Source organism: Methylobacterium litchii (genome assembly GCF_038442315.1).
In the GTDB taxonomy this organism is placed as follows: Bacteria; Pseudomonadota; Alphaproteobacteria; order Rhizobiales; family Beijerinckiaceae; genus Methylobacterium; species Methylobacterium litchii.
The window spans coordinates 256,430-282,805 of the sequence record NZ_JBBXMY010000003.1; the positions used below are offsets into that span (position 1 = coordinate 256,430).

The following is a 26,376-nucleotide window of genomic DNA, read 5'->3' on the forward strand; positions in this document are numbered from 1 at the left end:
TCTACCAGACCGGTTGGAGACGGATGTCGGCCGGCAGGGCGTTGGCCTTGACCGGGAGGAGGTAGAGCCGCGCGAAGGTGAGCGCGGCGCCGGCCGCGTGCAGCCCGTGCGAGACCTTGCCCATCAGCCCACCCTTGGCCCGCGCCGCCGCGATGGCGCGGGAATGGGCCAGCAGCGTGTCGAGACCGGCCCGGAACTTCGGGTTGTCGATGTCGAGTTCCAGCGGGAACGTTTGCTTCGAGATCTCGGAGGTGATGCGGAAGACCTTGTAATCGTAGTCGGACGGATCGACGCCCAAAGCCGCGTGGAAGGCGGGCCGGTGATGGTCGCGGACATACATCGTCGCGAACACGGCGAGCAGGAAGAAGCGGATCCAGTAGCGGTTCACGCCGCTCGTCAGCTTCGGGTTCGCGCGCATCAGCAGGGCGAAGGCCTCGCCGTGCCGGAACTCGTCGTTGCACCACTTCTCGAACCACTTGAAGATCGGGTGGATGCGCCGCTCCGGGTGCTTTTCCAGCTCCCGGTAGATCGTGATGTAGCGGGCGTAGCCGATCTTCTCGGAGAGGTACGTGGCGTAGAAGATGAACTTCGGCTTGAAGAAGGTGTACTTCTTCGACTTCGTCAGGAAGCCGAGGTCGACGCCGATCCCGAAATCCTTGAGCGTGTCGTTGATGAAGCCGGCGTGGCGGGCCTCGTCGCGGCTCATCAGGCCGAACAACTCCTTGATGTCCTTGTTCTTCGCGCGCTTGCGCATCTCCGCGTAGAGCACGCAGCCCGAGAACTCGGCGGTGATCGAGGAGACGAGGAAGTCGAGGAATTCCTTGCGCAGCTCCGGCTCCATGGCCGAGAGGTCGCAATCGAACTCCTCGTTGCGGGTGAAGTGGCGCTTGTTCGGGTCCGCCTTCAGCTCCGCGATCAGCACGTCCCAATCGCGGCGGACCGGCTCGACATTCGTGCGGTCCAGTTCCACGAAATCGGTCGTGTAGAAGCGCGGCGACAGGAAGGTCGTCTCCTGGGCGGCCTTGGTCGATTCGTTGATCGGCAACTTCGGGACGGGAGCGTTCACAGCGTCCTCCGTTCGGAAAAGCTGACCTCGTAGAGTTCGGTCAGTTCGAGATGGGCGATGAGCTTGGTCCAGGCGCGCTCCAGCGCGCCGGCCCGGACCACGGTGGCGGTGCGGCGCACCGTGAGGCGCTCGCCGTAGGGCACTTCCGTCGGGGCGTCGTGAACCTGCACCTCGTCGCCGGGCTCGATGTCGAAGCCGGCATCGAGGGTGACATGCGCGTGCAGGCTCTCGGGCGTGTTCTCGAGTTCGACCGTGCAGGGCACGGTGACGGTGCGGGAGCCGGGCCAGCCCATCAGCGGGTCTCCGTCGCCGGGGCGCCCTGCCCCGGCAGCAGCCGGGCGAAGGCGCCGGAATTGGTCGGGCCGAAGGCTTCGAGGGGCACGTGCCGGCCGGTGGCCTCGTCGGCGAGATCGAGGCGCCCGTCGTCGAAGCGGGTCAGGCTGAACGGCGGCTCGCGGCCGAGCCCGTCGCGCTGGCGGGCCTGGGCGAGGCCCCGCAGGGTGCCGCGCACGAAGCCGTCCTCACCGGGGCGGATCCAGGCGACGATCTTCGCATCGGCCGCGTTGCGCAGGGCGATGGAGCCGTCCGCCTGATCCTCGGCGCGGAATTCGAGGCGGGCGACCGGCTTGGCGGGGGGCAATTGCGTCAGGCCGACGCCCTCCCCCCGGCCGATGGCCACGGCGAGCATGGTGAAGCCGAGAAGCGCGCCCGCGCCGATCAGGAGCAGCGCCGGCACCGGGCCGACCTCCTGCCGCCGAGCACCCCTGCCTGGGATGGCTCCACCCATCGCGTCCTCCCTATTCTGCCGCCACGAGGCGAGGCGCCTGCGGCTTGGGCCGTGCGACGACCACCGGCACCAGCGGCTCCCCATCCTCGGCGAAGGCGTTCAACGCCTGCACCAGGAGACGGGCGACCGATTCGGCCTCCGGCACCGAGCGGAGCATGGGCTCGGTGCGCGAGACATGCCAGGGCCTCGCATGCGGCCACAGGTGAAGGTAGGCGATCCGCAGCCCCGGCTGCAACCGCAGCGGAATGTCGCCGCTGCCATCGCTGAAGCCGCGCAGGGCGCCGTTCTCGATCTGCGCGAAGGGCAGGTTGTGCGTCACCGGCAGGGCGATGCCCGCGTGGAGCACGACCCGCCGGTTGGTCATCGTGTAGACGGTGGTGCGGTGGGTAAGCCACGACAGCCCCCACAGCAGGGCGAGCGCGGCGGCGCCCGTCAACAGGATTGCGCCCGCCGTGACCACTGCGCGGCCCGGGGACCCGGCTCCGGCGGCGAAGACGCTCGCCCAGGCGCAGAACCAGAGGGCCACGAGCCGGGCGTGGAACACCCGCACGAACACGCCGGCCGTGGTCGGCGCGCCCTGCCAGAGCAGCCGCTCGCCGCGCGGCAGCGGGCCGGGCATCCCGCGCAGGGTGCCCTCGGGGAGGAAGTCGCCGCCGCTCACAGGATCGGCTCCGCGCGCTCGGGCGTGGCGTAGAGCGTGCCGGCGCCGAAGTAGCACATGATCCGCTCCTCCTCGAGGAAGGTCACGACATCGGGGTTCTTGGTCGTCGGGATGCCCGCGAACTGTTCCGCGAGCAGCGCCTCGGACTTCACCGTCCGCGTGAAGCGCCCGGCCCGGCAGAAGACCGAGGGCATCAGCCGGCGGGAGCCGTCGGTGAGCTCGATCTCGTAGTAGCGCACCAGGGACTCACCCCGGTCGACCCAGAGGTCGGCGACGACGCCCGCCACCGCGTTGTCGGTGCCGAACACGGTCATGCCGATCGGGTTCGGGCCCTGCTCGTGGACGACGAAATTCGTGGCGACGCGCAGGGGGGCCATCCGGTCCTCGCCCTCCCAGGTCTTGTCCGTCACGTCGTGGCGGATGACGTAGGCGCCGGGGCCGACGCCGGCCGCGAGCGAGCCTTCGGTGCGCTCGTAGGGCGCGCCGGGCCAGGGCTCGACCTTACGGGCCGGGATGCCGGTTTCGATGTCCGTGCGGCCCTGCATCGCCTGCGGGGCGAAGGTCTCCTCGCCGCCGGGCAGGCGGAAGGTCTTCGACGGGGGAATCAGGAACGGGTTGTGCGCATGGCGCAGGCCCACCGCCTCGTCCTCGAGGGGGTAACCCTCGCGGCGATCCTCCCGGCGCAGGTAGAAGACCAGCCCCGCGAAGAACAGGAAGAACGCGTAGAGCACGACCTGTGCGACGTCGACATATCCGGTCAAGGCACCCGTTGGCATGTGATCCTCCCCCTGGCTTCAGGCGGTTCTCTCGATGAGCCGGCGACGCTCGCTGCTGCGCACCAGTGGCCCGAGGGCCACGAGGGCGGCGAAGAGCAGCGCGATTTCGATGTGGTAGACGATGAGGTAGCCGATGGCCGGCTCGTTCATCCCCTCGCCGAGGATGCCGGTCTGGGCGATGGCGGCGCCGACATCGCGGACGATGCCGCTGGCGGCGATGGACAGCCCGGCGGCGGTGGCCTGCACCGCCCCCCAGGCGCCGAGCGCGAGTCCGGTATCCTCCGGCCCCGCCTTCTCCATGGAGGCGGTGAGCGTGCCGTGGGCGAACAGGCCGCCGCCGAGGCCGATGAGGGTGACGCCGACCGCGAACAGGTTCTGCGAGGCGAGCGGCGCGGCGAAGACCACCGCCGAGAAGGCGAGGATGCCGATGCCGGCGCCGGCCGCCGAGACCCGGAACGGGTCGCCGCCCCGGTTCAGCCAGCGCGCGGCGACGAGCAGGCCGAGGCCGCCGCCCGCCGCCAGCATGGCGGTGAGCGCCGTGGTGGCCGCCACCGGCAGGTGCAGGATCTGCCCGCCATAGGGTTCGAGCAGGATGTCCTGCATCGAGAAGCCCGCCGTGCCGAGGCCGATGGCGATGAGCCGCCGCCGGGCATGGCCCTGGCCGGCATAGGCGTGCCAGGAGTCCTTGAAGTTCTGGCGCGGGGCCTCGCGGCTGCGGTTGGGGTCGCGGGGCTCCTGCTTCCACAGGGCGAGGCCGTTCAGCACGATGGTGACGAGGGCCGCGCCCTGGATCACCTGGATCAGGCGCACCTGCGAGAAGTTCGCAAGCGCCAGCCCGAAGACGACGGCGCTCGCCATCATCCCGACGAGGAGCGCGGCGCAGAGCAGCGCCACCACCTTCGGCCGGGCATGGGCGGGCGCGAGATCGGTGGCGAGCGCGAGGCCCACCGTCTGCGTGGTGTGGAGCCCCGCGCCGACGAGGAGGAAAGCCAGCGCCGCCGCCACGTCCCCGACCCAGAGCGGGCCGGTCGTATCGCCGGACAGGATCAGCAGGGCGAAGGGCATGATCGCCAGGCCGCCGAATTGCAGCAGCGTCCCGAACCAGATGTAGGGCACCCGCCGCCAGCCCAGCACCGAGCGGTGCGTGTCCGACCGGAAGCCGACGATCGCTCGCAACGGCGCGAAGACCAGCGGCAGCGACAGCATCACCGCCACGACCCAGGCCGGCACGCCGAGTTCCACGATCATGACCCGGTTCAGGGTGCCGATCAGCAGCACGGCGGCCATGCCGACCGTCACCTGGAACAGGGCAAGCCGCAGCAACCGCCCCATCGGCAGCTCGACGGTGGCCGCATCCGCGAAGGGCAGGATCGACGGGCCGAGGCGCATAAGGGTGCGGGTGAGGTTCATCGTGACGCGCTCCGCGTCAGCGCCACGGCGTTCGACAGGTAGAACCCGCTGTTCACCCGGTGGCTCTGCGCCCAGGCGAAGCCGTCGAGCGCGCGCTCGGCGGCGATGCGGCGCTTCAGGCCGCGCTCCGTCACCGGCACGATGGCGGGCGAGCGGTCGCCTCGGGGGAAGAGCTTCCCGGCCGCGTGCATTACGGTCAGCAGGGCGGTGCGCGGCGCCACGGTGAACAGCACCGAGTTGTCCGTCCGCTCGGCGAGCCGGGCCAGGGCGCGGGCGATGTCGGCGGCGCGGTAATGGATCAGCGAATCCATCGCGACCACATGGTCGAACCGGCCGAGGACGGGATCGAGCATGTCGCCCACGCGAAAATCGATGCGGCCGGCGCCGGCGATCGCCGGAAGGCGCTCCCGCGCCAGCCCGATCAGCGTCGGGGAGACGTCGATGGCGACCACCTCCGCCCCGCGCTTGGCCGCCTCCACCGAGAGCGCCCCGGTGCCGCAGCCGGCATCGAGCAGGCGCAGGCCCGTCATGTCGGCCGGCAGCCAGGAGAGCAGCGTGCCGCGCATCGCGTCCCGCCCGGCCCGGACGGTCGCCCGGACCTTGCTGACCGGCGCGTCCGAGGTCAGCCGCGACCACGCTTCGACGGCGGTGCGGTCGAAATAGGTGGTGAGTTCGCCCCGGCGGGCGTCGTAGCTGGCGCTGGCCATCAATCGAACCCTAAGAACTCGAACAGGTCGCGGTCCTTCATCGGGGCCGCCTCGCAGGGCTCGCCGCCGGCCCAGAGGGTTTCCGCGAGGCGCATGTACTCGGCGGTCACGGCGTCGAGTTCGGGGGACGAGTCCATCTCGAACAGCGTTGACTTCTTGAGCCGCGAGCGGCGCACCACGTCGAGATCGGGGAAGTGCGCGAGGCGCTTGAGGCCGACCGCCTCGTTGAACCGGTCGATCTCGTCGGTCTTGGCCGAGCGGTTGGCGATGACGCCGCCGAGGCGCACGCCGTAATTCTTCGACTTGGCGTGGATCGCGGCCACGATCCGGTTCATCGCGAAGATCGAATCGAAGTCGTTGGCGGTGACGATCAGCGCCCGGTCGGCGTGCTGGAGGGGCGAGGCGAAGCCGCCGCAGACCACATCGCCCAGCACGTCGAACACCACCACGTCGGTGTCTTCGAGCAGGTGGTGCTCCTTCAGGAGCTTCACCGTCTGGCCGACGACGTAGCCGCCGCAGCCGGTGCCGGCCGGCGGCCCACCCGCCTCGACGCACATCACGCCGTTGTAGCCCTCGACCACGAAATCCTCGACCCGCAACTCTTCCGAGTGGAAGTTCACGGATTCCAGCGCGTCGATCACCGTGGGGGCGAGGCGCTTGGTGAGGGTGAAGGTCGAGTCGTGCTTCGGATCGCAGCCGATCTGGAGCACCCGCTTGCCGAGCTTCGAGAAGGCCACCGACAGGTTCGACGAAGTGGTCGACTTGCCGATGCCGCCCTTGCCGTAGACGGCGAAGACCTTCGCGGTGTCGATCTTGAGATCGGGATCGAGGGCGACCTGCAGGCTGCCTTCCTCTTTCCGCACGGGGACGGGGTTTCGGATGGCGATGTTCATGCGGCCACTCCTGCTGTGACGCCTTCGAGCCGGTCTTCCAGTTCCTCCTCCGCCCGGTCGAGGGCGTCGCGGGTCTCCGCGTCGGGGGTCCAGAAGCCGCGTTTGTGAGCCTCGATCAGCCGTTGGGCGACCTTGGCGGAGGCGGTGGGGTTGAGGGAGGCGATGCGCTCGCGCATGGCCGGGTCGAGGACGAAGGTCTCGGTGATGCGCTCGTAGATCCACGGCTGCACCGCGTTGGCGGTCGCCGACCAGCCCACCGTGTTGGTGAGATGCGCCTCGATCTGGCGGACGCCCTCGTAGCCGTGGCCGAGCAGGGGCTCGTACCACTTGGGGTTGAGCATCCTTGTGCGGGTTTCCAGCGCCACCTGCTCCGGCAGGGTGCGGACCCGGCCTTCGCCGCGGGTCTGGTCGCTGATGTAGATCGGCACCGCCTCGCCCTTGGCGCGGGCGACCGCGCGGCCCATGCCGCCGAGGCCGTCGAAGTAGTGATCGACGCTCGTGACCCCGACCTCGACGGAATCGAGGTTCTGGTAGGCGAGATCGACGGAGGCGAGCACCGCCTTCATCAAGGCCCGCTGCGGCGCCGGCTTGCCCGAGCGGTCATAGGCAAAGCTCTTGCGGCGGGAGAACGCCTCGCACAGCTCGTCCTCGTCGTCCCAGGCGCCGGAATCCACGAGGTGGTTCACGTTGGCACCGTAGGCTCCCTCGGCGTTGGAGAAGACCCGGAGCGCCGCCGTCTCGATGTCGCAGCCCTGCTCGGCCTGGATGGCCAGGGCATGCTTGCGGACGAAGTTCTGCTCGACCGGCTCGTCGGCGGTGGCGGCGAGGTAGCAGGCTTCGGCGATGAGCTTGGTCTGCAGCGGCAGCAGATCGCGGAAGATTCCCGAGAGGGTCACGACCGCGTCGATGCGCGGGCGGCCCAGCGTTTCGAGCGGGATCAGTTCGGCGCCCGCGAGACGGCCGTAGCCGTCGAAGCGCGGGGCGGCGCCGAGGAGCGCCAGCGCCTGGGCGATGGGGCCGCCCTCGCTCTTGAGGTTGTCGGTGCCCCACAGGACGATGGCGACGCTTTCGGGCAGGGGTTTCCCCTCCTCGGCGTGCCGGGCGAGGATGCGGGCGACCTGCCGCGCGCCGTCGGCCACCGCGAAGGCGGAGGGCAGGCGGCAGGGGTCGAAGCCGTGGATGTTGCGGCCGGTGGGCAGGATCGCCGGGCTGCGGAGCAGATCGCCGCCCGCCACCGGGGGCACGAAGCGCCCGTCGAGGGCTGTGAGGATGCCGGCCACCTCGTGATCGGTCGAGAGCAGCGCGTCGGTCTGCGCGAGGCTCGCGAAGGCGGCGCGGGTCTCGTCGGTCGCGGGCAGGCCCGAGAGGCGCAACGCCGCCTCCGCGCCCTCCCCTGCCACCAGGGCGAGAATCGCGGCCCGCTCCGGCTTCAGCCCGTGCGAGGCTTCCGCCACGGCGGCGAGGAGGTCGGCGCGCTCTTCCGCCGGCACGCCCTCGCCCACGACGTGGAGGCCGTACGGGATGAGCGTCTGTTCGAGTTCGCTGACGGCAGCCCAGAGGGTTCCGACGCGGGTGGTGAAGTCGCCGTCCCAGGCCGGTTCGGCCGGCACGAGATCGACGCCCGCACCCTGCGCCTGGATGAGGGCGGCGAGGTCGGCGCGCTCGCTCGTGGCTTCGGCGTCGAGGCCCCGGAAGCGCTCGATGCTGCTCTTGAGATCGAGGAGGCCGCGATAGAGCCCGGCCGCCGCGAGGCTCGGGGTCAGGTAGCTCACCAAAGTCGCCGCCGAGCGGCGCTTGGCCAGCGTGCCCTCGGAGGGGTTGTTGGCCGCGTAGAGGTAGACGTTCGGCATCGCGCCGATCAGCCGCTCCGGCCAGCAGGCCTCCGAGAGGCCGGTCTGCTTGCCGGGCATGAATTCGAGCGCCCCATGGGTGCCGAAATGCAGCACGGCGTCGGCGCGGAAATCCTCGCGCAGGTAGCGGTAGAAGGCGCTGAAGGCGTGGGTCGGGGCGAAGCCGCTCTCGAAGAGCAGCCGCATCGGATCGCCCTCGTAGCCGAAAGCGGGCTGCACGCCGACGAACACGTTGCCGAACTGCGCGCCGAGCACGAACAGGCCCGCGCCGTCGCTCTGGTGGCGGCCCGGCGCCGGGCCCCATTGCGCCTCGATCTCGGCGAGGTGCTTTTCCCGGCGGACATGGTCTTCGGCGGGGATGCGGGCGTGGACGTTGGCCTGCGTGCCGTAGCGGCCGGCATTGCCGGCGAGGATCGCGTCGCGCAGGGCATCGACGCTGTCGGGCACCTCGACGCTGTAGCCCTCGGCCTTCATCCCCTTCAGGGTGTTGAGGAGCGAGGCGTAGACCGACAGGAAGGCGGCGGTGCCGGTGGCGCCGGCATTCGGCGGGAAGTTGAACAGCACCACCGCGACCTTGCGGGCGGCCTTCGCGGTACGGCGCAGGGCGACGAGCCGCGCGACCCGCTCCGACAATTGCGCGACGCGCTCGGGATGGGCGCGCATGTCGCGGGCGTTGTCGGCGCCGGACGCGATGGAGCGTCCGCCGAACACGGTCGGCGCGGTGGCGCCGTCGAGTTCGGGGATGGCGACCATCATCGTCGCCTCGACCGGGGAGAGGCCGCGCGCGCCCGCCTCCCATTGCTCGATCGTCTGGAATTCCAGGGCGTGGGCGGCGAGGTAGGGCACGTCGAGACGCGCGAGCGTCGTCTCGGCCGCCTTCGAATCGTTGTAGGCCGGGCCGCCGACCAGCGAGAAGCCGGTGAGGGAGACGAGGGCGTCGATGGTCGGCCGCCCATCGGCCATGAAGAAGGCCTCCACCGCCGGGCGGTTGTCGAGGCCGGCGGCGAAGGCCGGCACTACGTCGAGGCCCTTGGCCTCCATGGCGGCGATCACCCCGTCGTAATGGGCGGTGTTGCCGGCGAGCACGTAGCTCCGCATCAGCAGCAGGCCGACGCGGCCCTTCGTGCCCTGGCGCCGGGGCAGGCGCGCCGCGTCCTCGGCCACGCGGCCCGCCATGCGGGGGTGGTAGAGGCCGGTCTCGGGGTAGTGCAGCGGCGACGGGGCGGCGGGGAGGTCCCGCCACACCGCCCGCTCGCCCGCCGCGTAGCGCTGCACGAGGAAATGGATCAGCGCGGCGACGTTCTCGTCCGAGCCCGCGAGCCAGTATTGCAGGGTCAGGAAATAGGCTCGCACGTCCTGCGCCGAGCCGGGGATGAAGCGCAGGATCTTCGGAAGCTTGCGGACGAGGGCCATCTGGCGGGCGGCGTTGCCCTCGGCGCCGGGCTTGCCGCGCAGCTTCTTGAGGAAATCCAGCGCGCTGCGCTTCGTGCCGCTCATGTCGAAGCGGTTGAGCTTGGTGGTCTTCACCACGTCGCCCGCCGAGAGGCAGCCGATCATGGCATCGCAGGAATCCCGCCGCGCCTTCAGGGCGGGGAGGATCGCGCGGACATGCTCGTCGAGGAACAGCATCGCCGAGAGGACGATGTCGGCGCGGGCGATGTCGGCCTTGCAGGCTTCCAGCGCGGCGGGGTCGTTGTCCCACTCGGCGGCGGCGTGGAAGGCGAGGTGCAGGCCCGGCATGGCGCCGCGCAGGCGCAGGCGCGCCCGCTCCACCGCGCTCGCCAAATGGTTGTCGAGCGTGACGATGACGACGCGGATGTCAGGTCTAGCGACCGAAATGCGCTTTTGCATCGTACAAGGTCTCGAGGGTGATGAGCGGGAGCCGCCGCTCGCGGGCAAAGGTCTCCGTGTTGCTGCGCGCTTTCCCGCGCACGAAGAACGGGATCTTCTTCAGTTCCTTCTCGGCCTCGGGCGCCCAGGAGAGGACGATCGGGCCGTTGGCCTCGGAAGCGGGCGCCGGTGTCGGAGGGGGAGAAGCCGGCGCCCGCTCCACGGCCTCGGGCCGCACCACCGGCGCGGCGCCGAGATGCGACGGCCCGACGCCATCGTGGAATTCGGGATCCTCCCGGAACATGCCCAGGAGATGCTCTTCGAGACCCATCATCAGCGGGTGGACGAGGGTGTCGAACAGGACGTTGGCGCCCTCGAACCCCATCTGCGGCGAGTGGCGGGCGGGGAAATCCTGCACATGGACCGGTGCCGAGACGACGGCGCAGGGCAGGCCCAGCCGCTTGGCGACGTGCCGCTCCATCTGGGTGCCGAGCACCAGTTCCGGCGCGGCGGCGCGGATGGCGGCCTCCACGTCGAGGTAATCGTCGGTGATCGTCGCCTCGATGCCGTGGGCCTCCGCCTCGGCCCGGACCTCGCGGGCGAACTCGCGGGTGTAGGTGCCGAGCCCGACGAGCTTGAAGCCGAGTTCCTTGGTCGCGACCCGGGCGAGGCCGAGCGCGTGGGTGGCGTCCCCGAACACGAAGACGCGCTTGCCGGTGAGATACGTCGAATCGACCGAGCGCGAGTACCAGGGCAGGCGCGAGCCTTCGCCCTCCAGGACCGGCGCCGGATCGACGCCGGCCAGAGCCGCGACCTCTTCCACGAAGGCGCGGGTGCCGCCGACCCCGATGGGAATCGCCTTGGTGAAGGGCTGGCCCAGCGCGCGCTTCAGGTGCTCCGCGGCCGAGCGGGCGGTCTCGGGATAGAGCACCACGTTGAAGTCGGCCGCGCCGAGGCGGGCGAGGTCGGCGGGGCTCGCGCCCAACGGCGCCACCACATTCACGTCGATGCCGAGTTCCACGAGGATGCGGCGGATCTCGATCAGGTCGTCCCGGTGCCGGAAGCCCAGCGCGGTGGGGCCGAGGATGTTGCACAGCGGGCGGCTGCCGGCGGGGCGCTTCTCGACCTGGCCGGAGAGGGCGCGGACCAGCCGGTAGAAGGTCTCGGACGCCCCCCAGTTCTCTTTCTTCTGGTAGGCCGGCAGTTCCAGCGGGATCACCGGCACCGGCAGGTCCAGCGCCTTGGCGAGCCCGCCCGGATCGTCCTGGATCAGCTCAGCGGTGCAGGAGGCACCGACGATCATCGCCTGCGGCTGGAACCGGGCGTAGGCCTGCGCGCAGGCGGTCTTGAACAGTTCGGCCGTGTCGCGGCCGAGGTCCTGCGCGCGGAAGGTCGTGTAGGTGACGGGCGGGCGGTGGTCCCGCCGCTCGATCATCGTGAACAGCAGGTCGGCGTAGGTGTCGCCCTGGGGCGCGTGCAGCACGTAGTGCAGGCCCTTCATGGCGGTCGCCACGCGCATCGCGCCGATGTGGGGAGGGCCTTCGTAGGTCCAGAGGGTGAGCTGCATCGCCCTACACCTCCAGCAGCGCGCGCCGGCCGAGCGGCCGCGCGAAGAGTTCGGCGAGGTCGCCCGCCTGCTCGTAGCCCTGGACGGGGGTGAAGAGCAGTTCGATCGACCACTTGGTCGTCAGCCCTTCCGCCTCCAGCGGGTTGGCGAGGCCGAGGCCGCAGACCGTCAGGTCGGGCCGGGCGGCGCGGCAGCGGTCCATCTGATCGTCGAGGCTCTGGCCTTCCGTGACGCGCGTGCCCTCCGGCAGAAGCTCGATCTCGGCGGCGAGATGGGCGCGGTGCAGGTAGGGCGTGCCGACCTCGACCAGTTCCGCCCCGACCTCCCGCGCCAGGAACCGCGACAGCGGCACTTCCAGCTGCGAATCGGGGAAGAAGAACACCCGCTTGCCGCCGAGCTTTTCGCGATACGGAGAAAGCGCGGTCTCGGCCCGCGCCCGGCCGGCGGCGGTGGCGGCTTCGAAGGTCGCCTGGGACACGCCGAACGCTTCCGCCGCAGCGGCGAGCCAGCCGGTGGTGCCCTCGGCCCCCAGCGGGAACGGGGCAGCCAGCCGCTTGGCGCCGCGCTCGTCGAGCGCCCGCGCCGTGCCGGTGAGGAAGGGTTGCGCCAGGAGGTAGCGGGTGTTCCGCCCCACCGCCGGCATCGCGTCGGCGTGCCGGGCCGGCAGGAAGCGCACATCCGCGATGCCCATCGCGGCGAAGAGGCGGAGGAACTGGTCCTCGACCACGTCGGCCAGCGCGCCGACCACGAGGAGCGACGGCGCCGCGTCGGGCGATTCGGCCGGCAGGTCCGGCACCAGGGCGGCGAGGCAGGCGTCTTCGCCCTCGGTGAAGGTGGTCTCGATGCCCGAGCCCGAATAGTTCAGCACCTTCACCGAAGAGAGCTTGGCCGAGAGGCGCTGCGCCGCCCGGCTGAGATCGAGCTTGATGACCTCCGACGGGCAGGAGCCCACAAGGAACAGGAGCTTGATGTCCGGCCGCCGCTCCACGAGGCGCGCGACCACGCGGTCCAGCTCCTCGTTGCAATCGGCCAGCCCCGCGAGGTCGCGCTCGTCGATGATGGCGGTGGCGAATCGCGGCTCGGCGAAGATCATCACGCCGGCCGCCGACTGGATCAGGTGGGCGCAGGTGCGCGAGCCGACCACGAGGAAGAAGGCGTCGCGGATCTTCCGGTGCAGCCAGACGATGCCGGTGAGGCCGCAGAAGACGGCGCGCTGGCCATCCTCCCGGTGCAGGTCGATGCCGCCGCAGCCGGGCGTATGGGGGAGCGGGGCGTTCATGACAGGGCCCCGGCCGGATGAAGCGCCGAACCGCCCTGCAGCCGGGCGGCGCGCAGCTTCAGGACGAACTGCCCGGCGTTGACGACGTAGGTGGCGTAAGCGGCCAGCGCGAGGAGCAGCAGGCCCCGCTCGCCCAGCGCCCCGGTCGTCAGGGCGGCGAGGTAGGCGGTGTGGAGGGCCAGCACGAGCATGCTGACCATGTCTTCCCAGTAGAAGGCCGGGGCGAACAGGTAGCGCCCGAACACGTCCTTTTCCCAGATCGAGCCCGTGATCATGATCGCGTAGAGGGCGAGCGTCTTGACGACGACGGAGGCCTGGGCGGCGGCGGCACCCTCCCCCGTGAGCAGCGTGCGCAGGACGAGGCCGAGACTCACGAGGAAGATCGCGAATTGCAGGGGGGCGAGCACGCCCTGCACGAGCGTCCAAGGCGAGGCATCCCGCCTCAGCCGCTCGTCTGCCGTGTAGAGCGGAAGTGCCGGCCGGGTTCCGCGACCGAGGTCCTGCCGACCCATGGGTTCGCCCTCGCCTGCCAATCCGGTCCGTGACCCGTCCCGGTTGGCCTCGAACCTATCGAGCCGCCCGAAAGTGTCAATCCCGCTTGACGGTCTGGGTTGGTGACACTTTTACGAGAGGTGTCCGCATCGACGCGTTGCCAAAGTCTAATTCTGGGCTAGTGTGGTGCTGTCGAGGTTCGGTTCCCGCCTGTGCTGCCGGGTCCGCCCGTTACAGCCGTGGGACGGCAGGTTTTAAGCGACAAGCCAAGTATGACGACGCGATCCTAGAGAGCGGGCCGTCAGAGCCCGTCATGCCGGGAGGGATGCCGATGGACGATCTGGGGCACCTCTGTGACGACGGCTATTCGGGCATGACGCTCGACCGGGACCGGAACGACGACGACCGGGACGTGCTGTCCTGGCTGGTCGAGGCCGAGATCCTTCCCCGCCTCATGCTCGCCCACAGCCGTCCGGCGCGCACCGTGCCGGTGGCGCCGCTGCACGATCCCGAGGCGCTGGCCGCGGTGCTGCTGCATCCCGGCTCATTCGATCTCGACACGGCGGTGGAGGCCCTGCTCGGCTGCGGCCTCACCCTCGACAACCTGCTCCTCGACATCCTCGCCCCGGCCGCCAAGCGCCTCGGCACGATGTGGGAGGAGGATACCTGCGACTTCCTCGCGGTGACGGAGGGGCTCGGCCGGCTCCAGGCGCTCACGCGGCGCCTTTGTGCGGGCATGGAGCGTTCGGCGGCCCCGAGCGGACGCAGTATCCTGTTGATGCCCTGCCCCGGCGAGACCCACGTCTACGGCCTGTCGATCCTCGCGAGCTTCTTCCGCGAATCGGGGTGGGAGGTCACGAATCTCGGCCATTCCGATGCGGACGCGGCCGAACTCCTCAGCTCCGGCTGGTACGACATGCTCGGGTTGTCGCTCTCCTGCGATGTCTGCGCGCCCGCGCTTCAGGCCCTCGTCCCGGCTCTTCGGCGTGCTTCACGCAACCCTTCGCTGTTCGTGTTGGTTGGCGGACCGTACTTCGCGCGCACCGGCGCCGATCCGTCCACCTTCGGCGCCGATGCCTACGCTCCCGATGCGTGGTCGGCGCCCGGTCTTGCGGAAGCCATGCTGGACAGACCGGCACTGGCTTGCTGAAAGGTAGTCCAATCGACGCACTGCGACAGATTCTCGTGACGCCACGACCACGCACCGCTGAGCCGGTCTCGAACGAGGCCCTGCCCAAAGTCGCCGCTCTCCTCGGCGGCAACGCGGCGGGGCTCGCCGTGACCGCTGCTTCAGACCTGTCGCTCATCGTGGATGCGGACGGGGTGATTCGTGGTGCGACGGGTGCGGCGGAGTTCGCCGAGGAAAAGATCGGCGGCTGGCTCGGCCGGCGCCTCGTGGACACCGTCACCATCGAGAGCCGCACCAAGGTCGATGAATTGCTTCGCGATGCCGGGCCGGGGGCAGTTACCCGCTGGCGGCAGGTGAACCATCCCTCGCCCACCGGCATCGACCTCCCGATTCGCTATGCCGCCCTGCGCCCCGAGGCGGACGGGCCGATCCTTGTCCTCGGGCGGGACATGCGCACCGTCGCCGCCCTGCAGCGTCGGCTGGCCGACACGCAGCAGACGCTGGAGCGCGACTACGACCGCCTCCGTGCGGCCGAGACCCGCTACCGCCTGCTCTTCCAGATCTGCGGCGAGGCGGTGCTGGTGGTGGATTCCACCACCCGCCGGGTCATCGAGGCGAATCCCTCCGCCGCGCGGCTGCTGGGCCGGGCCGTGCGCCGACTCATCGGCGTCGATGTGGTGGAATTGTTCGATCCGGCGAGCCTGCGGACCCTCGAAGCGCAGCACGGATCGCTGCGCGCGACCGGTCAGGCCGCCGACATCCGCGCCGCCTTACTTCAGGGACGGGGCGAGGTGACGATCTCGGCCTCCCTCTTCCGTGGTGAGGGCGGGACCAGCGCGATCCTGCGGCTGATCCCCGAACAGGGCGCATCCGACGGTCTCAACCAGGAGAATTCCGCCGCCCTGCCGACCCGCGCCCTGATCGAGGCGATGCCGGAAGGCTTCGTCATCACCGATTCGGGGCACAAGGTGGTCTGGGCGAACGCCGCCTTCCTCGAACTGGCGCAACTCGCCGCCGAGGGGCAGGCGCGGGGCCGCCCGATCGAGGAATGGCTCGCCCGCGACGAGACCGAGGCGCGCACGCTGTTCGCGACCTTGCAGGATCACGGCTCCGTCCGCCGATTCGCGACCGTGGTGCGCGGCGCCTATGGCGGCATGGAGGATGTCGAGGTCGCCGCCGTGGCGTCGGCCGGGTCTCCCGCCTGCATCGGCCTCTCGATCCGGGCGCTGCCGCCCCGCTCCGCGCTCAATGTCGGCACACGCGCCGAGCCGCGCTCGGTGGAGCAGATGGCCGAACTCGTCGGCCGCGTCTCCATGAAGACCCTGGTCCGCGAGACCACCGACCTAATCGAGAAGCTGTGCATCGAGGCCGCCCTACGGATCACCCGCGACAACCGGGCGTCGGCGGCCGAGATGCTGGGCCTGTCGCGGCAGGGTCTCTACGCCAAGATGCGCCGCTACGGCGTCGGCGATCTCGATGCCGGCGACGACGTCTGACAAGTAGACGAATATTATATCCGTCACGCTGGCGGGTTTCACGCTCCTCGTTAAACCACCGCGACATGACGCGCGAGGTGTCATTCTGACTTGACACCTCGCGGGGCTCGCATAGCCTCCCGCCATGGCCGCCACGCCCGCTCCCAGTGCCGTCGTCGAGCTTCTGAAGCCGCTTACGTGGTTCGCGCCGATGTGGGCGTTCGCCTGCGGCGTGGTCTCGTCCGGCGTGCCTGCCCACGGCCAATGGCCGGTGATCGCGGCGGGGATCGTGCTGGCGGGCCCCTTGGTGTGCGCCACGAGCCAGGCGGCGAACGATTGGTTCGACCGGCATGTCGATGCCATCAACGAACCGAACCGACCGATTCCCTCGGGCCGGATACCCGGCCGCTGGGGCCTCTACCTCGCCCTCGGCTGGACCGCCCTGTCCCTCGTCGTCGCGGCGGCGCTCGGACCGTGGATCCTCGGCGCCGCCCTGTTCGGGCTGGTGCTGGCGTGGCTCTATTCCGCGCCGCCCCTGCGCCTGAAGGGCAATGGCTGGTGGGGCAACTCGGCGGTGGCGATCTGCTACGAGGGCCTGCCCTGGTTCACGGGCGCGGCGGTGATGGCCGCCGCCATGCCGGATTGGCGGGTGCTCCTCACCGCGCTGCTCTATTCCATCGGTGCCCACGGCATCATGACCCTCAACGACTTCAAGTCGGTGGAGGGGGATATTGCGACCGGCGTGCGCTCCCTGCCCGTGCAACTCGGCCCGGCGCGGGCCGCGCGCTTCGCCTGCCTCGTCATGGCGCTGCCGCAGGTGGTGGTGATCGGCCTGCTCTTCGCCTGGGGGCGGCCGTGGCATGCCGCGATCATCGTCGCGCTGCTCGCCGGGCAGGCGGCGCTGATGGTCCGCTTCCTCGACGACCCCCGCGGCCGGGCGGCGTGGTACAACGGCACCGGCACGACCCTCTACGTGCTCGGGATGCTCGCCACCGCCTTCGCCCTGCGCCCGCTGGTGGGAGGCGCCTGATGGCCCGCGAACCCGCGCAACTGTCCTGGCCGTCGATCCTGCGACTCGGCCTCGTGCAGACCTCCCTGGGCGGCGTCGTCGTGCTGATGACCTCGACGCTGAACCGCGTGATGGTGGTGGAACTGGCTCTGCCGGCCCTGGTGCCGGGGCTGCTGGTGGCGATCCACTACGCCGTGCAGGTGCTGCGCCCGCGCTGGGGCTACGGCTCCGACCGGACGGGCCGACGCACGCCGTGGATCCTCGGCGGCATGGCCGCCCTCTGCCTCGGCGGCTTCGGCGCGGCCTGCGGCACGGCGCTGGCGCAGACGCATCTCGTCGCCGGCTTGGCGCTCGCCGCCCTCTCCTTCCTCCTCGTCGGCCTTGGCGTCGGGGCGGCGGGCACCTCGCTCCTCGTCCTGCTCGCGGGCGGCGTCGCCCCGGCGCGGCGCGGGGCGGCGGCGACCCTCGTCTGGGTGATGATGATCTTCGGCTTCGCGCTCACCGCGCCGCTCGCCGGGCATTTCCTCGAACCCTTCACGGTGATGCGCCTCGTCGCGGTCTCCGGCACCGTCTCTCTCATCGCCCTTTGCGTCGCGAGCCTCGCGGTGATGGGGATCGAGGCCCGGCTGCCGGCCGCGCGGCCCGAGGCCCCGGAGGCCAAGCCGCCCTTCATGCAGGTGCTGCGCAAGGTGCTGGCCGACCCCGTCGCCCGGCGCTTCACGGTCTTCGTCTTCGTCTCCATGCTCGCCTACAGCGCGCAGGAACTGATCCTCGAACCCTATGCCGGGCTCGTCTTCGGCATGGGGCCGGGTGCCACGACGAAGCTCGCCGGGCTCCAGCATGGCGGCGTGCTCGTGGGGATGCTCCTCGTGGCGGCGGTGACGCTGCTGGCCAAGGGCACCGCCCTCGCCTCCCTGCGGCTCTGGATCGCCATCGGCTGCGGCGCCTCGGGCCTCGCCCTGTTCGCCATCGCGGCGGGCGGACCCTCCGGGCCGGACTTTCCCCTGCGCGGTGCGGTCTTCGCCCTCGGCCTCGCCAACGGCATCTACGCGGTCGCCGCCATCGGCTCGATGATGGCGCTGGCCGGGAGCGGCGGCGAGCGCGAGCGCGGCACCCGCATGGGCGTCTGGGGGGCGGCGCAGGGCGTCGCCTTCGGCGGCGGCGGGGTGCTCGGCGCCTTCGCCGTCGATGCCATGCGCCTCGTCGTGGCCGATCCGGTCCATGCCTACGCCACCGTCTTCGTGGCCGAGGGCATGCTGTTCCTCGTGGCGGTCGCGGTGGCCCTGCGCCTCGACGCGGCGCCCTCCTCCTTCCCGCTCAATCCGGCATTCGAGGCGAGGTGAGCCATGACCCAACACGATAGCGCGGTCGAAACCTTCGACGTCGTGGTGGTCGGCGGCGGGCCGGCGGGGGCGACGACGGCCCACGACCTCGCCGCAGCGGGCCGCTCGGTGCTGCTCCTCGACAAGCCGGGCCGGATCAAGCCCTGCGGTGGCGCGATCCCGCCCCGGCTGATCCGCGATTTCGCGATTCCCGACCATCTCCTCGTTGCCCGCATCCGCGCCGCGCGCATGATCGCGCCGAGCGGCAAGGAAGTGGATATGCCGGTCGGCGACGGGTTCGTCGGCATGGTCGACCGCAAGGATTTCGACCCGTGGCTTCGCGAGCGCGCGGCGCAGGCCGGTGCCGACCTCCGCGAGGCCGCGTTCGACCGTCTCTCGCGCCCGGATACCGGCCCGGCCGTGGTCCACTTCACCACCGGTAAGGGCGAGAGCCTGGAACACCACAGCGTCCGCGCCACGCTGGTGATCGGCGCGGACGGGGCCACCTCGCCGGTCGGTCGCGCCGAGGTGCCGGGCCACGACAAGATGCGGCAGGTCTTCGCCTATCACGAGATCGTCCGGGTGCCCCGCGCCGGAGAGGCGGGCGAGGCGGCCATCGGCCCCGCGCGCTGCGACGTGTTCTACCAGGGCCGGCACTCGCCGGATTTCTACTCGTGGATCTTCCCCCACGGCGAGACCGCGAGCATCGGCACGGGCAGCGCCCGCAAAGGCTTCTCGCTCCGCTCCTCGATCCGCGCCCTGCGCGAGGCGACCGGCCTCGCCGACGCCGAGACGGTGCGGCGCGAGGGGGCGCCCCTGCCCCTGAAACCCCTGAAGCGCTGGGACAATGGCCGCGACGTGCTCCTCGCTGGGGACGCGGCGGGTGTCGTGGCGCCGGCCTCCGGCGAGGGCATCTATTACGCCATGCTCGGCGGGCGCCTCGCGGCGGAGGCGGCGGAGGCGTTCCTCGCCACGGGCGACGCGAAGGCGCTCGGCCTCGCCCGCCGCCGCTTCATGAAGCAACACGGGCGCGTGTTCCTGATCCTCGGCATCATGCAGTGGGTCTGGTACCGCAGCGACGGCCTGCGGGAGCGCTTCGTCTCGATCTGCCGTGACAAGGACGTGCAGCAGCTCACCTGGGATTCCTACATGAACAAGGAATTGGTCCGGGCGAAGCCGGCGGCCCACGTCCGCATCTTCTTCAAGGATCTCGCCCACCTGTTCCGCTGGGTGTCGCCGTGAGCGCCCTGGCGCAGGTGGATTGGCGCACGGCCCTCGTCGCCGCCGTCTGCGCCGTGCTGGTCGCGGTGGCGGGCGGCGTCGCAACGCGCACCGACGGCTGGTATCAGCGCCTGCGCGTGCCGGCCTGGAAGCCGCCGGATTGGGCCTTCGGGCCGGTCTGGACCACGATCTTCGCCATGACCGCGACTTCCGGCGTCCTCGCCTGGACCGCCGATCCGGCAGCCCGGCCTCTCATCGCCACCGTCTTCGCCGTCAACGGCGTGCTCAACATTGCGTGGAGCGTGCTGTTCTTCCGCTTCCGCCGGCCCGATTGGGCGCTGGTCGAGGTCGCGATGCTGTGGCTCTCGATCCTCGCGCTGATGCTCGCCGTGGGCCGCACGAGCCTCACCGCCGCGCTTCTGAACATCCCCTATCTCGCCTGGGTCAGCGTCGCGGCCTGCCTCAACCTGCGCATCGTGCAGTTGAACCCGCGACGGAGCCTCGCGTGATGGAGGGGCTGTTCGCCTCCGGCCGCATCGTGGATCTCATCCTCATCGGCGTCGCGGCCGAGGCGGTGCTGCTCGCCCTCCTCTGCCGGGGGGCGGCTCGGTTCGCCCCCTTCGGCGCGACCATCGCCGCCGGGGCCGCTTTGATGTTGGCCTTGCGTGCCGCCCTCACCGGCTCGGCCTGGCCGGTGGTGGCTGGCTTCATGCTCGCCGGGCTCGTGGCCCACGTCGCCGACTTGATCCTGCGCCGGAACAGCCTGCGCCCTGCGGCATCCTCGCACTGCGCTCCACAAAAGGACGCTTGGCCGCAGGTTCGGCGCTAGCGCGGCAGGAACAACAGTTTCCGACCCCGCGTTCACGCGCGGCAACCGTTTTGAATCCTTCTGAAGTCCTCGCCCCGGAGGTGCAGGCCATGCAGCGCAGCTTAGTCCTTGCGTCCGGCTTGCTTGCCGGAACCATCCTCGGGGCGCCCGCCTGGGCGCAGGACAGCCAGGACCCCGTCGAGCGGGGCAAGTATCTCGTCACGATGGGCGATTGCGCCGCCTGCCACACGGCGCCCGGCGGCAAGTACCTCGCCGGCAACTACGCCCTGAACATGCCCTTCGGCGTCATCATGACCCCGAACCTGACGCCCGATAAGGAAACCGGCCTCGGCGATTACTCCTACGAGGATTTCGACAAGTCCTTCCGCCAGGGCTACAGCAAACACGTTGGCTATCTCTACCCGGCCTTCCCGTTCGGCTGGTTCACGAAGGTCACCGACGAGGACACGAAGGCGATCTGGGCCTACCTCCAGTCGATTCCGGCGGTGAACGAGAAGCGGCAGGAAAGCCAGATCCCGTTCCCGTTCAGCGTCCGCACGGCCCTCGTGACGTGGCGCACGGCGTTCTTCACCGAGAAGCGCTTCGAGCCCGATCCGAACGCCAGCGCCGAGGTGAACCGCGGCGCCTACCTCGTCGAGAGCCTTGGCCACTGCGCCATGTGCCATAACGAGAACAAGCTCGTCGGCAATTCGAGCTTCGCGGGCCGCTTCGGCGGCGGCGTCATCGACGGTTGGTACGCCCCGAACATCACCCCGGACGGCCACCAGGGCATCGGCGCCTGGACCGACGAGCAGGTCGTCACTTACCTCAAGACCGGCACCGCCCCCGGCGACCGGCCGGGCGTCGCCGCCGGCCCGATGCGCCAGACCATCATGGAATCCCTCTCCAAGGTGAAGGAGGAGGACCTGAAGGCGATGGTCGCCTACCTGCGCACGGTGCCCGCCAAGCAGACCTACAAGGCGAAGGACCTCGCCGCCTTCGACACCAAGGACGCCCCCGGCGCCTCGACCTATCTGACCTATTGCTCGTCCTGCCACCAGCCGGACGGCAAGGGCATCGAGGGTGCCGTGCCCGCGCTGGCCGGCAACACCTCCGTGCAGTCCCATGGGCCGGAGACCGTGCTGCGGGTGATCTATGGCGGGCTCGCCGCGCAGAGCGGCCTCGCCCCGATGGTCGCCATCGGCCAGCAGATGACCGATGTCGAGGTGAAGAACGTCACCGACTACATCCGCAACGCCTGGGGTAACAAGGCGCCGGTCCTGTCCGGCTCCGAGGCCTCCGACGCGCGGGCGGCGACCAAGACGATGCTGTCCGGCACGGCGCCCTGCGCCGAGATCGAGCAGGACAAGCTCAAGACTGCCTTCGACAAGCTGAACATCCAGGACAGCCTGAAGGGCCTGAAGCAGCAGGACTTCGTGCCGACGCTGGCCCGGCTGACGCCGCAGATCAAGGCCGAGCAGACCGGCGTGACCGACGACGACATCGTCAACGGCCTCACCACCGCCTTCTGCAAGGTCGGCCGCGACGACCCGCAATACGCGAACCCGAGCTGGCCGGCGGTGATCGGCACGTTCTCGAACGTCGCCTACAGCCAAGTGAAGAACCCGGAGAAGCAGGCGGCGAACGTGCCGACCTCCATGCCGGGCGCGACCACGCCGCCGAAGTAGCTTTCGCGCGTTGGCCTACGAGAGGACGAGCGCCGGTTTGCCCTGGCGCTCGAGGAGCTTCACTGCCTTCGCATCGAACGAAACGAAGGTGTCGCCCCCGAGCCATCGCCCCTCATAGGCGATGGCCCCATCCGCGAAGTCGCCTCCGGCTTCCAGGACCTCGAGCCCGGCCTCGACCGCCGGGCGATTGATCACGACATTGCGGGTGTCGCTGAGTTGGCGGATCGCCCGCGCGATATCGGGGCGCGGCACGCCGTAATGGCGGTGGAGCACCCAGGCCAGTTCGCAGAAACTGTGCACGCCGATCGCCACGGTGTCGGCCTCCTCGACAGTGCGGACCGCGATGGCGTTCTGCACCGCGTCGTCGGCCATCAGCAGCCGAACCAGCACGTTGGTGTCGGCGGTGATCTTCACGGTTGTCCGCGTCCGGCCTCGGCGCCCATCGCGGCGATGGCCTCGTTCAGGTCGTCGAGGGAGAGCGCCGCGCCGTTGCCCTTGCCTTTCAGGCAGCCGCTCAGATCCTGCCAGCCGCCGGCAGGCTTGGCGGCGCGAAGCTCCGCCCGGCCATCGGGCAGGAATTCCAGTTCGATCTTGTCGCCGGATTTGATGCCGAGGTGCTGGAGCACTTCCTTGCGGAAGGTCACTTGGCCCCGCGCCGTCACGGTGAGAATCGCCATTCGCCTGTGCTCCTCCTCGCAAGAGGTAAGGCGAATCTGCATTGCCAGCAAGGCGGCAAGTCTCTCAGCGGAACCGGCACCGCCCCGCGTCGTTGCTGCAGCGCAACTGCCCTCTCCTCCCACGGAGTTCCCGTGTCCAGCCTGATCCGTATCCTGCTCGCGATCTTCTTCCCGCCCATCGCCGTGCTCGTCACGACGGGCTTTGGCATTCAGTTCCTGCTGAACATCGTGCTCTGGATTCTAGGCTGGCTGCCCGGCACGGTCCACGCCCTGTGGCTGATGAACCGCGACCGGCCGCTGCTCTGAGGAGGCAAGCCGTTACGGCTTCGCATCCGCCTTCTTCGCTTCGACCTTCTTGGTCTCGGTCTTCTTGATTTCGGTCTTCTTGGCCTCGGCCTTGTGCTCCGCGTGCTCCTTGCCCGCATGAGCGGGCTTGGCGGCAGGCTTCGCCGCCGGGGGCTCGATCCGGGCCGCGAGCTTGATCGGCTCCACCGTCGCCGCGTCGGTGGCGGGGGTGACGACCGGGGCCGGCTTGTCCTTCGTGAACAGCTTCCCGAGCAGTTGCTGGTAGCCGTCCGAGTTGCCGTCTGCGTCTGCGATGGCGATCCGCGCGGGCTTCTCCGGTTCGGCGGCGGGTTCCGTTGGGCGGGCGGCCATGAGCGTCGTCGGCGCCGGTCGCACGGGACCCTTCGCCTTCTCTCCCGGCTTGGCGGCGGCCACGGCCTTCGGCGTGGTGGAGGCCGTGGTGGTCGGCGACGGGACGGCGGCGAGCATCACCGGACGCCCCTTCACATCGATCTCGACCTCCTCCGGCCCGGCGGCCAGGGTCTCGGGCCGGCTCACCTCACCGAGGTTGTGGCGGCCGTATTCCTTCGCGTCGTAGGGCAGGACCGTTTCGGTGCCGCCGAGGCTCGCGAAGGTGGTCGGGTTGTTCTGCGGGCGGAAGACCGCGTTCTGGCCCCCGTCCAGATACGCCATGCGCACCGCCGGAGTGCCCTTGGCCACCAGTTCGGCGATCTCGCGCTCGTCCTCCGCGCGCTTCTCCGCGACGAGCGGCTCGACCTTGGGCTTGCACGAGCCGGCCGCGACATCCGCCCCGCCGAACACGTAGCGGGTGCCGCAGGCGCCGATCTTCGGCTCCTCGCGCAGGGCCTCGAAGTAGTCCGACCCTTCCTTCAGATTGCGCCAGAACGGGGCGTTCGGGTCGTTCCTGAACTTGGCCATGTTCTTGGCCGTCATCCGGAACGGGTAGGACTGGAACTGGAAGCTGCGCTGGCCGCCGATGAAGGCTTCGCGGGCGATGGCGTAGATCTCGGCGATCGTCGCATCCGTCATCGCGAAGCAGCCGGCCGACGAACAAGTGCCGTGCACCATCAGGTAGCGGCCGGAGCGCCCGTTCGCCCGGTCCACGGCGTTCGGGAAGCCGGTGTCGAACGAGAGGTAGTACGAGGAATTTGGGTTCATCAGGCCCGGCGTGATCGTGTAGAAGCCCTCGGGCGTCTGGCGATCCCCTTCCCGCGTCTTCGGGCCGAGCTGGCCGGACCAGCGGCAGATCGGGAAGGTCTTGAGCAGGGCGTACTTTCCGTCGCCGCCCTTTTTCCACACCTCCATCTCCGCTTCCTTCTTGTAGGCGCGGATCGTGATCGGGTCGGATTGCTGCATCCCCTTGGTCTGCATCAGAGCCAGGGTCTGCGGGGCGATGGGTGCGATGCTGCGCGCCGTGGGACCGTTGATCCCGCTGCCATCCTGGCAGGCGCCGAGCAGTAGGGCGGTCAAGGCAGCGGCCGCCAGCATCCTCGCAAAGGCGGGACGCGCCGTCATGGGGAACCTCGTCCTCGAACTCTCGCCCGGAGGCCGTTGGACTCGGCCGGCTTCAGGCATCACTCCCCAACCGTCTACCTGCGTTAAGCTTGCGCCTTCGTTACCGCAATGGCGCCGTTGCAACACGGCGCCGCGATCTGTGGATCACGCCAGCCGCGCGGGACTGCGGTCGGCCTCGGCGCGAAGGATCCCGAGCAGGGCGGCATCGTCGGCCGGATCGGCGAGGCGCAGGCCGACCGGTTCGGTGGGGCTGTGGATCGTCAGACAGCGTAGGCTTGCGGAGACGTCCACGGCTTCGGCCAGCTCCACGTGTCCCTGGCCGGGCATGAGCTGCACGAAGGTCAGGTGGTTTGTGCTCGCCCGCCGGCCGAGGAGCGCGTCGATCTCCTCCACCACCGGGCGGGGGGTGTAGAGATGGGTCATCATCCACAGGCGATTGCGCGTGCCGGGCGTGTCGAGGGCCACGCGCATCCGGCGCACGCCCTCGGTGAGGAAGGCGTAATCCGCCGGGTCGGCAGCCGGATCGTGATGGTTGAACACGCATTCGAGGCCATGCCGCTCGCGGTAGAGGCGGTGGCGGCCCTTCCAGATGCCCTCCCCCCGGCGCTCCGGCGCGGGGATGCTCTCCAATTCGCGGCGGTCTGTCAGCGCGGAGAAATCGTCCTCCAGGCAGTCCCGCACCATGCCCGGCAGGGTGAAGATCCAGTCGAACGGGCCGGACCACGTGCGCAGGTCCAGGGTCTTGAGGACATGCGCCATCTGACAATTGCAGCCGAGGGAGATCGTGTTGAACGCCCCCGGTTCGCGGCCGTCGCGGCGGCCGAGACGGCGGCCGAGCCGGCCGAGCGCGCCGCGCAGCCCGGCCGCTGCCGTCACAGGCGCCTGCCGATTTCGAGGAACTTGTCGGCCCGGCGCCCACGGATTGCGGCTCCGTCGAGCCCGTCGAACATGGCGAGGGATTCGGCGATGGCTTGACCGGCCGCCTGCACCGCACCCTCGCGATCCCGGTGCGCACCGCCCACCGCCTCGGGGACGATGGCGTCGATGACGCCCAGCCGCAGCAGGTCCTGCGCGGTGATCTTCATGGCGGTGGCGGCTTCATGCGCCCGGCCGCCATCGCGCCACAGGATCGAGGCCGCGCCCTCCGGCGAGATCACGCCGTAGATCGCGTGTTCCAGCATCAGCACCCGGTTGGCGGTGGCGAGCGCGATGGCGCCGCCCGAACCGCCCTCCCCGATCACCAGCGCGACGTTCGGCACCGAGAGGCCGAGGCAAGCTTCCGTGGAGCGGGCGATGGCCTCGGCCTGCCCGCGCTCCTCGGCCTCGATGCCGGGATAGGCGCCGGCCGTGTCCACGAAGGCGATGACCGGCAGGCCGAACCGGTCGGCGGTCTCCATCAGGCGCACGGCCTTGCGGTAGCCCTCGGGGCGGGCCATCCCGAAATTGTGGCGCAGGCGGGCCTCGGTGGTGGCGCCCTTCTCCTGGCCGAGGACGCAGACCGGGCGGCCGTTGAAGCGGCCGAAGCCGCCGACGATGGCCTCGTCCTCGCCGAAGGTGCGGTCCCCCGCCAGCGGGGTGAATTCGGTGATGAGCCCGGCGCAGTAATCCACGAAATGCGGGCGCTGCGGGTGGCGGGCCACCTGCGTCTTCTGCCAGGGCGTGAGGGCGGCGTAGATCTCCGCGAGGGCCTGACGGGCCTTCGCTTCCAGCCGGCCGACTTCCTCGCTGATCGAGACGGCGCCGTCCTGGTTGCCGACGGCGCGCAGTTCTTCGAGCTTCGCTTCGAGCTCAGCCACCGGCTTCTCGAAGTCGAGATAGGAGCGCGTGACCGCCATGGAGTTCCGTAACCGAGTCGTGGGATGTCGCACGCCCGGTGGGGAGCCCGGCCGCGGCCGGCGCGAGGTGTTG

The 26,376-nt window shown here is 70.2% G+C and carries 26 protein-coding genes; 9 read left to right on the top strand and 17 right to left on the bottom strand.

What is annotated here, in order from left to right; all coding sequences use genetic code 11:
- Position 1 precedes the first annotated feature (1 nt).
- The 12 genes from acsF to bchF are packed head-to-tail and all read right to left on the bottom strand — an operon-like array spanning position 2 to position 13,338.
- Positions 2–1,066, bottom strand: coding sequence for a magnesium-protoporphyrin IX monomethyl ester (oxidative) cyclase (gene acsF, locus AAHF99_RS08680; RefSeq protein ID WP_243953381.1), 1,065 nt, complete (start codon positions 1,064–1,066; stop codon positions 2–4).
- Positions 1,063–1,359: a hypothetical protein gene (locus tag AAHF99_RS08685; protein ID WP_342163780.1), complete on the bottom strand. Its 297-nt coding sequence runs from the start codon at positions 1,357–1,359 to the stop codon at positions 1,063–1,065. The genes acsF and AAHF99_RS08685 overlap by 4 nt, the downstream gene beginning before the upstream one ends.
- The gene (gene puhC, locus AAHF99_RS08690; RefSeq protein WP_342163781.1) at positions 1,359–1,853 is read right to left on the bottom strand and encodes a photosynthetic complex assembly protein PuhC; all 495 of its coding nucleotides are present in this window, start codon (positions 1,851–1,853) and stop codon (positions 1,359–1,361) included. Before puhC ends, AAHF99_RS08685 begins: the two co-directional genes overlap by 1 nt.
- A 10-nt stretch (positions 1,854–1,863) precedes the next feature.
- Positions 1,864–2,514 (bottom strand): photosynthetic complex putative assembly protein PuhB, encoded by a 651-nt coding sequence (gene puhB, locus AAHF99_RS08695; protein WP_342163782.1) that lies wholly within the window; start codon positions 2,512–2,514, stop codon positions 1,864–1,866.
- A complete protein-coding gene (puhA, locus tag AAHF99_RS08700; protein WP_342163783.1) occupies positions 2,511–3,290 on the bottom strand; it encodes a photosynthetic reaction center subunit H in 780 nt (259 codons plus the stop codon). The genes puhB and puhA overlap by 4 nt, the downstream gene beginning before the upstream one ends.
- An 18-nt stretch (positions 3,291–3,308) precedes the next feature.
- Entirely contained in the window at positions 3,309–4,700 is a 1,392-nt protein-coding gene (locus AAHF99_RS08705; RefSeq protein WP_342163784.1) for a BCD family MFS transporter, read from the bottom strand.
- A complete protein-coding gene (gene bchM, locus AAHF99_RS08710) occupies positions 4,697–5,407 on the bottom strand; it encodes a magnesium protoporphyrin IX methyltransferase (protein ID WP_342163786.1) in 711 nt (236 codons plus the stop codon). Before bchM ends, AAHF99_RS08705 begins: the two co-directional genes overlap by 4 nt.
- On the bottom strand, positions 5,407–6,300 hold the full coding sequence (gene bchL, locus AAHF99_RS08715; RefSeq protein ID WP_342163788.1) for a ferredoxin:protochlorophyllide reductase (ATP-dependent) iron-sulfur ATP-binding protein: 894 nt from the start codon (positions 6,298–6,300) through the stop codon (positions 5,407–5,409). Before bchL ends, bchM begins: the two co-directional genes overlap by 1 nt.
- Positions 6,297–10,001 carry a magnesium chelatase subunit H gene (locus tag AAHF99_RS08720; RefSeq protein WP_342163789.1) on the bottom strand — a complete coding sequence of 1,235 codons (3,705 nt, stop codon included), beginning with the start codon at positions 9,999–10,001 and terminating at the stop codon, positions 6,297–6,299. The genes bchL and AAHF99_RS08720 overlap by 4 nt, the downstream gene beginning before the upstream one ends.
- A complete protein-coding gene (bchB, locus tag AAHF99_RS08725) occupies positions 9,976–11,547 on the bottom strand; it encodes a ferredoxin:protochlorophyllide reductase (ATP-dependent) subunit B (protein WP_342163790.1) in 1,572 nt (523 codons plus the stop codon). The genes AAHF99_RS08720 and bchB overlap by 26 nt, the downstream gene beginning before the upstream one ends.
- A 4-nt stretch (positions 11,548–11,551) precedes the next feature.
- On the bottom strand, positions 11,552–12,826 hold the full coding sequence (locus tag AAHF99_RS08730) for a ferredoxin:protochlorophyllide reductase (ATP-dependent) subunit N (protein ID WP_342163791.1): 1,275 nt from the start codon (positions 12,824–12,826) through the stop codon (positions 11,552–11,554).
- Positions 12,823–13,338, bottom strand: a complete 516-nt coding sequence (gene bchF, locus AAHF99_RS08735) for a 2-vinyl bacteriochlorophyllide hydratase (RefSeq protein WP_342163792.1) — start codon at positions 13,336–13,338, stop codon at positions 12,823–12,825. The genes AAHF99_RS08730 and bchF overlap by 4 nt, the downstream gene beginning before the upstream one ends.
- A 311-nt stretch (positions 13,339–13,649) precedes the next feature.
- Here bchF and AAHF99_RS08740 point away from each other — a divergent pair, with 311 nt between their 5' ends.
- The 8 genes from AAHF99_RS08740 to AAHF99_RS08775 all read left to right on the top strand — a co-directional run bounded on the left by AAHF99_RS08740 (position 13,650) and on the right by AAHF99_RS08775 (position 21,970).
- On the top strand, positions 13,650–14,468 hold the full coding sequence (locus tag AAHF99_RS08740; RefSeq protein ID WP_342163794.1) for a cobalamin B12-binding domain-containing protein: 819 nt from the start codon (positions 13,650–13,652) through the stop codon (positions 14,466–14,468).
- Positions 14,469–14,497: 29 nt separating this feature from the next.
- The gene (ppsR, locus tag AAHF99_RS08745) at positions 14,498–15,943 is read left to right on the top strand and encodes a transcriptional regulator PpsR (protein WP_342163925.1); all 1,446 of its coding nucleotides are present in this window, start codon (positions 14,498–14,500) and stop codon (positions 15,941–15,943) included.
- Positions 15,944–16,067: 124 nt separating this feature from the next.
- Positions 16,068–16,952 carry a chlorophyll synthase ChlG gene (chlG, locus tag AAHF99_RS08750; RefSeq protein WP_342163796.1) on the top strand — a complete coding sequence of 295 codons (885 nt, stop codon included), beginning with the start codon at positions 16,068–16,070 and terminating at the stop codon, positions 16,950–16,952.
- Positions 16,952–18,274 carry a BCD family MFS transporter gene (locus tag AAHF99_RS08755; protein ID WP_342163797.1) on the top strand — a complete coding sequence of 441 codons (1,323 nt, stop codon included), beginning with the start codon at positions 16,952–16,954 and terminating at the stop codon, positions 18,272–18,274. Before chlG ends, AAHF99_RS08755 begins: the two co-directional genes overlap by 1 nt.
- A gap of 3 nt (positions 18,275–18,277) precedes the next feature.
- On the top strand, positions 18,278–19,495 hold the full coding sequence (locus AAHF99_RS08760; protein ID WP_342163798.1) for a geranylgeranyl diphosphate reductase: 1,218 nt from the start codon (positions 18,278–18,280) through the stop codon (positions 19,493–19,495).
- Entirely contained in the window at positions 19,492–19,983 is a 492-nt protein-coding gene (locus AAHF99_RS08765) for a TspO/MBR family protein (RefSeq protein WP_342163799.1), read from the top strand. The genes AAHF99_RS08760 and AAHF99_RS08765 overlap by 4 nt, the downstream gene beginning before the upstream one ends.
- Positions 19,983–20,303: a hypothetical protein gene (locus AAHF99_RS08770; RefSeq protein WP_342163800.1), complete on the top strand. Its 321-nt coding sequence runs from the start codon at positions 19,983–19,985 to the stop codon at positions 20,301–20,303. Before AAHF99_RS08765 ends, AAHF99_RS08770 begins: the two co-directional genes overlap by 1 nt.
- Before the next feature lie 89 nt (positions 20,304–20,392).
- Positions 20,393–21,970: a cytochrome c gene (locus tag AAHF99_RS08775; protein ID WP_342163802.1), complete on the top strand. Its 1,578-nt coding sequence runs from the start codon at positions 20,393–20,395 to the stop codon at positions 21,968–21,970.
- A 15-nt stretch (positions 21,971–21,985) separates the two neighbouring features.
- Here AAHF99_RS08775 and AAHF99_RS08780 read toward each other — a convergent pair whose 3' ends face one another.
- Both AAHF99_RS08780 and AAHF99_RS08785 read right to left on the bottom strand, forming a co-directional pair.
- Entirely contained in the window at positions 21,986–22,384 is a 399-nt protein-coding gene (locus tag AAHF99_RS08780) for a type II toxin-antitoxin system VapC family toxin (protein ID WP_342163803.1), read from the bottom strand.
- Positions 22,381–22,647 (bottom strand): AbrB/MazE/SpoVT family DNA-binding domain-containing protein, encoded by a 267-nt coding sequence (locus AAHF99_RS08785; RefSeq protein ID WP_342163804.1) that lies wholly within the window; start codon positions 22,645–22,647, stop codon positions 22,381–22,383. Before AAHF99_RS08785 ends, AAHF99_RS08780 begins: the two co-directional genes overlap by 4 nt.
- 132 nt (positions 22,648–22,779) lie before the next feature.
- Here AAHF99_RS08785 and AAHF99_RS08790 point away from each other — a divergent pair, with 132 nt between their 5' ends.
- Complete coding sequence (locus AAHF99_RS08790) at positions 22,780–22,953, top strand: YqaE/Pmp3 family membrane protein (protein ID WP_243953360.1); 174 nt, start codon at positions 22,780–22,782, stop codon at positions 22,951–22,953.
- Between the two features lie 12 nt (positions 22,954–22,965).
- Here the strand turns inward: AAHF99_RS08790 and AAHF99_RS08795 are convergent, their stop codons facing one another.
- From AAHF99_RS08795 to AAHF99_RS08805, 3 genes are all read right to left on the bottom strand, one after another.
- Positions 22,966–24,468: a murein L,D-transpeptidase family protein gene (locus AAHF99_RS08795; RefSeq protein ID WP_342163805.1), complete on the bottom strand. Its 1,503-nt coding sequence runs from the start codon at positions 24,466–24,468 to the stop codon at positions 22,966–22,968.
- 144 nt (positions 24,469–24,612) lie between these two features.
- Positions 24,613–25,344, bottom strand: coding sequence for a DUF1796 family putative cysteine peptidase (locus tag AAHF99_RS08800; protein ID WP_342163806.1), 732 nt, complete (start codon positions 25,342–25,344; stop codon positions 24,613–24,615).
- Complete coding sequence (locus AAHF99_RS08805) at positions 25,341–26,303, bottom strand: acetyl-CoA carboxylase carboxyltransferase subunit alpha (RefSeq protein WP_342163807.1); 963 nt, start codon at positions 26,301–26,303, stop codon at positions 25,341–25,343. The genes AAHF99_RS08800 and AAHF99_RS08805 overlap by 4 nt, the downstream gene beginning before the upstream one ends.
- Positions 26,304–26,376: the final 73 nt, after the last annotated feature.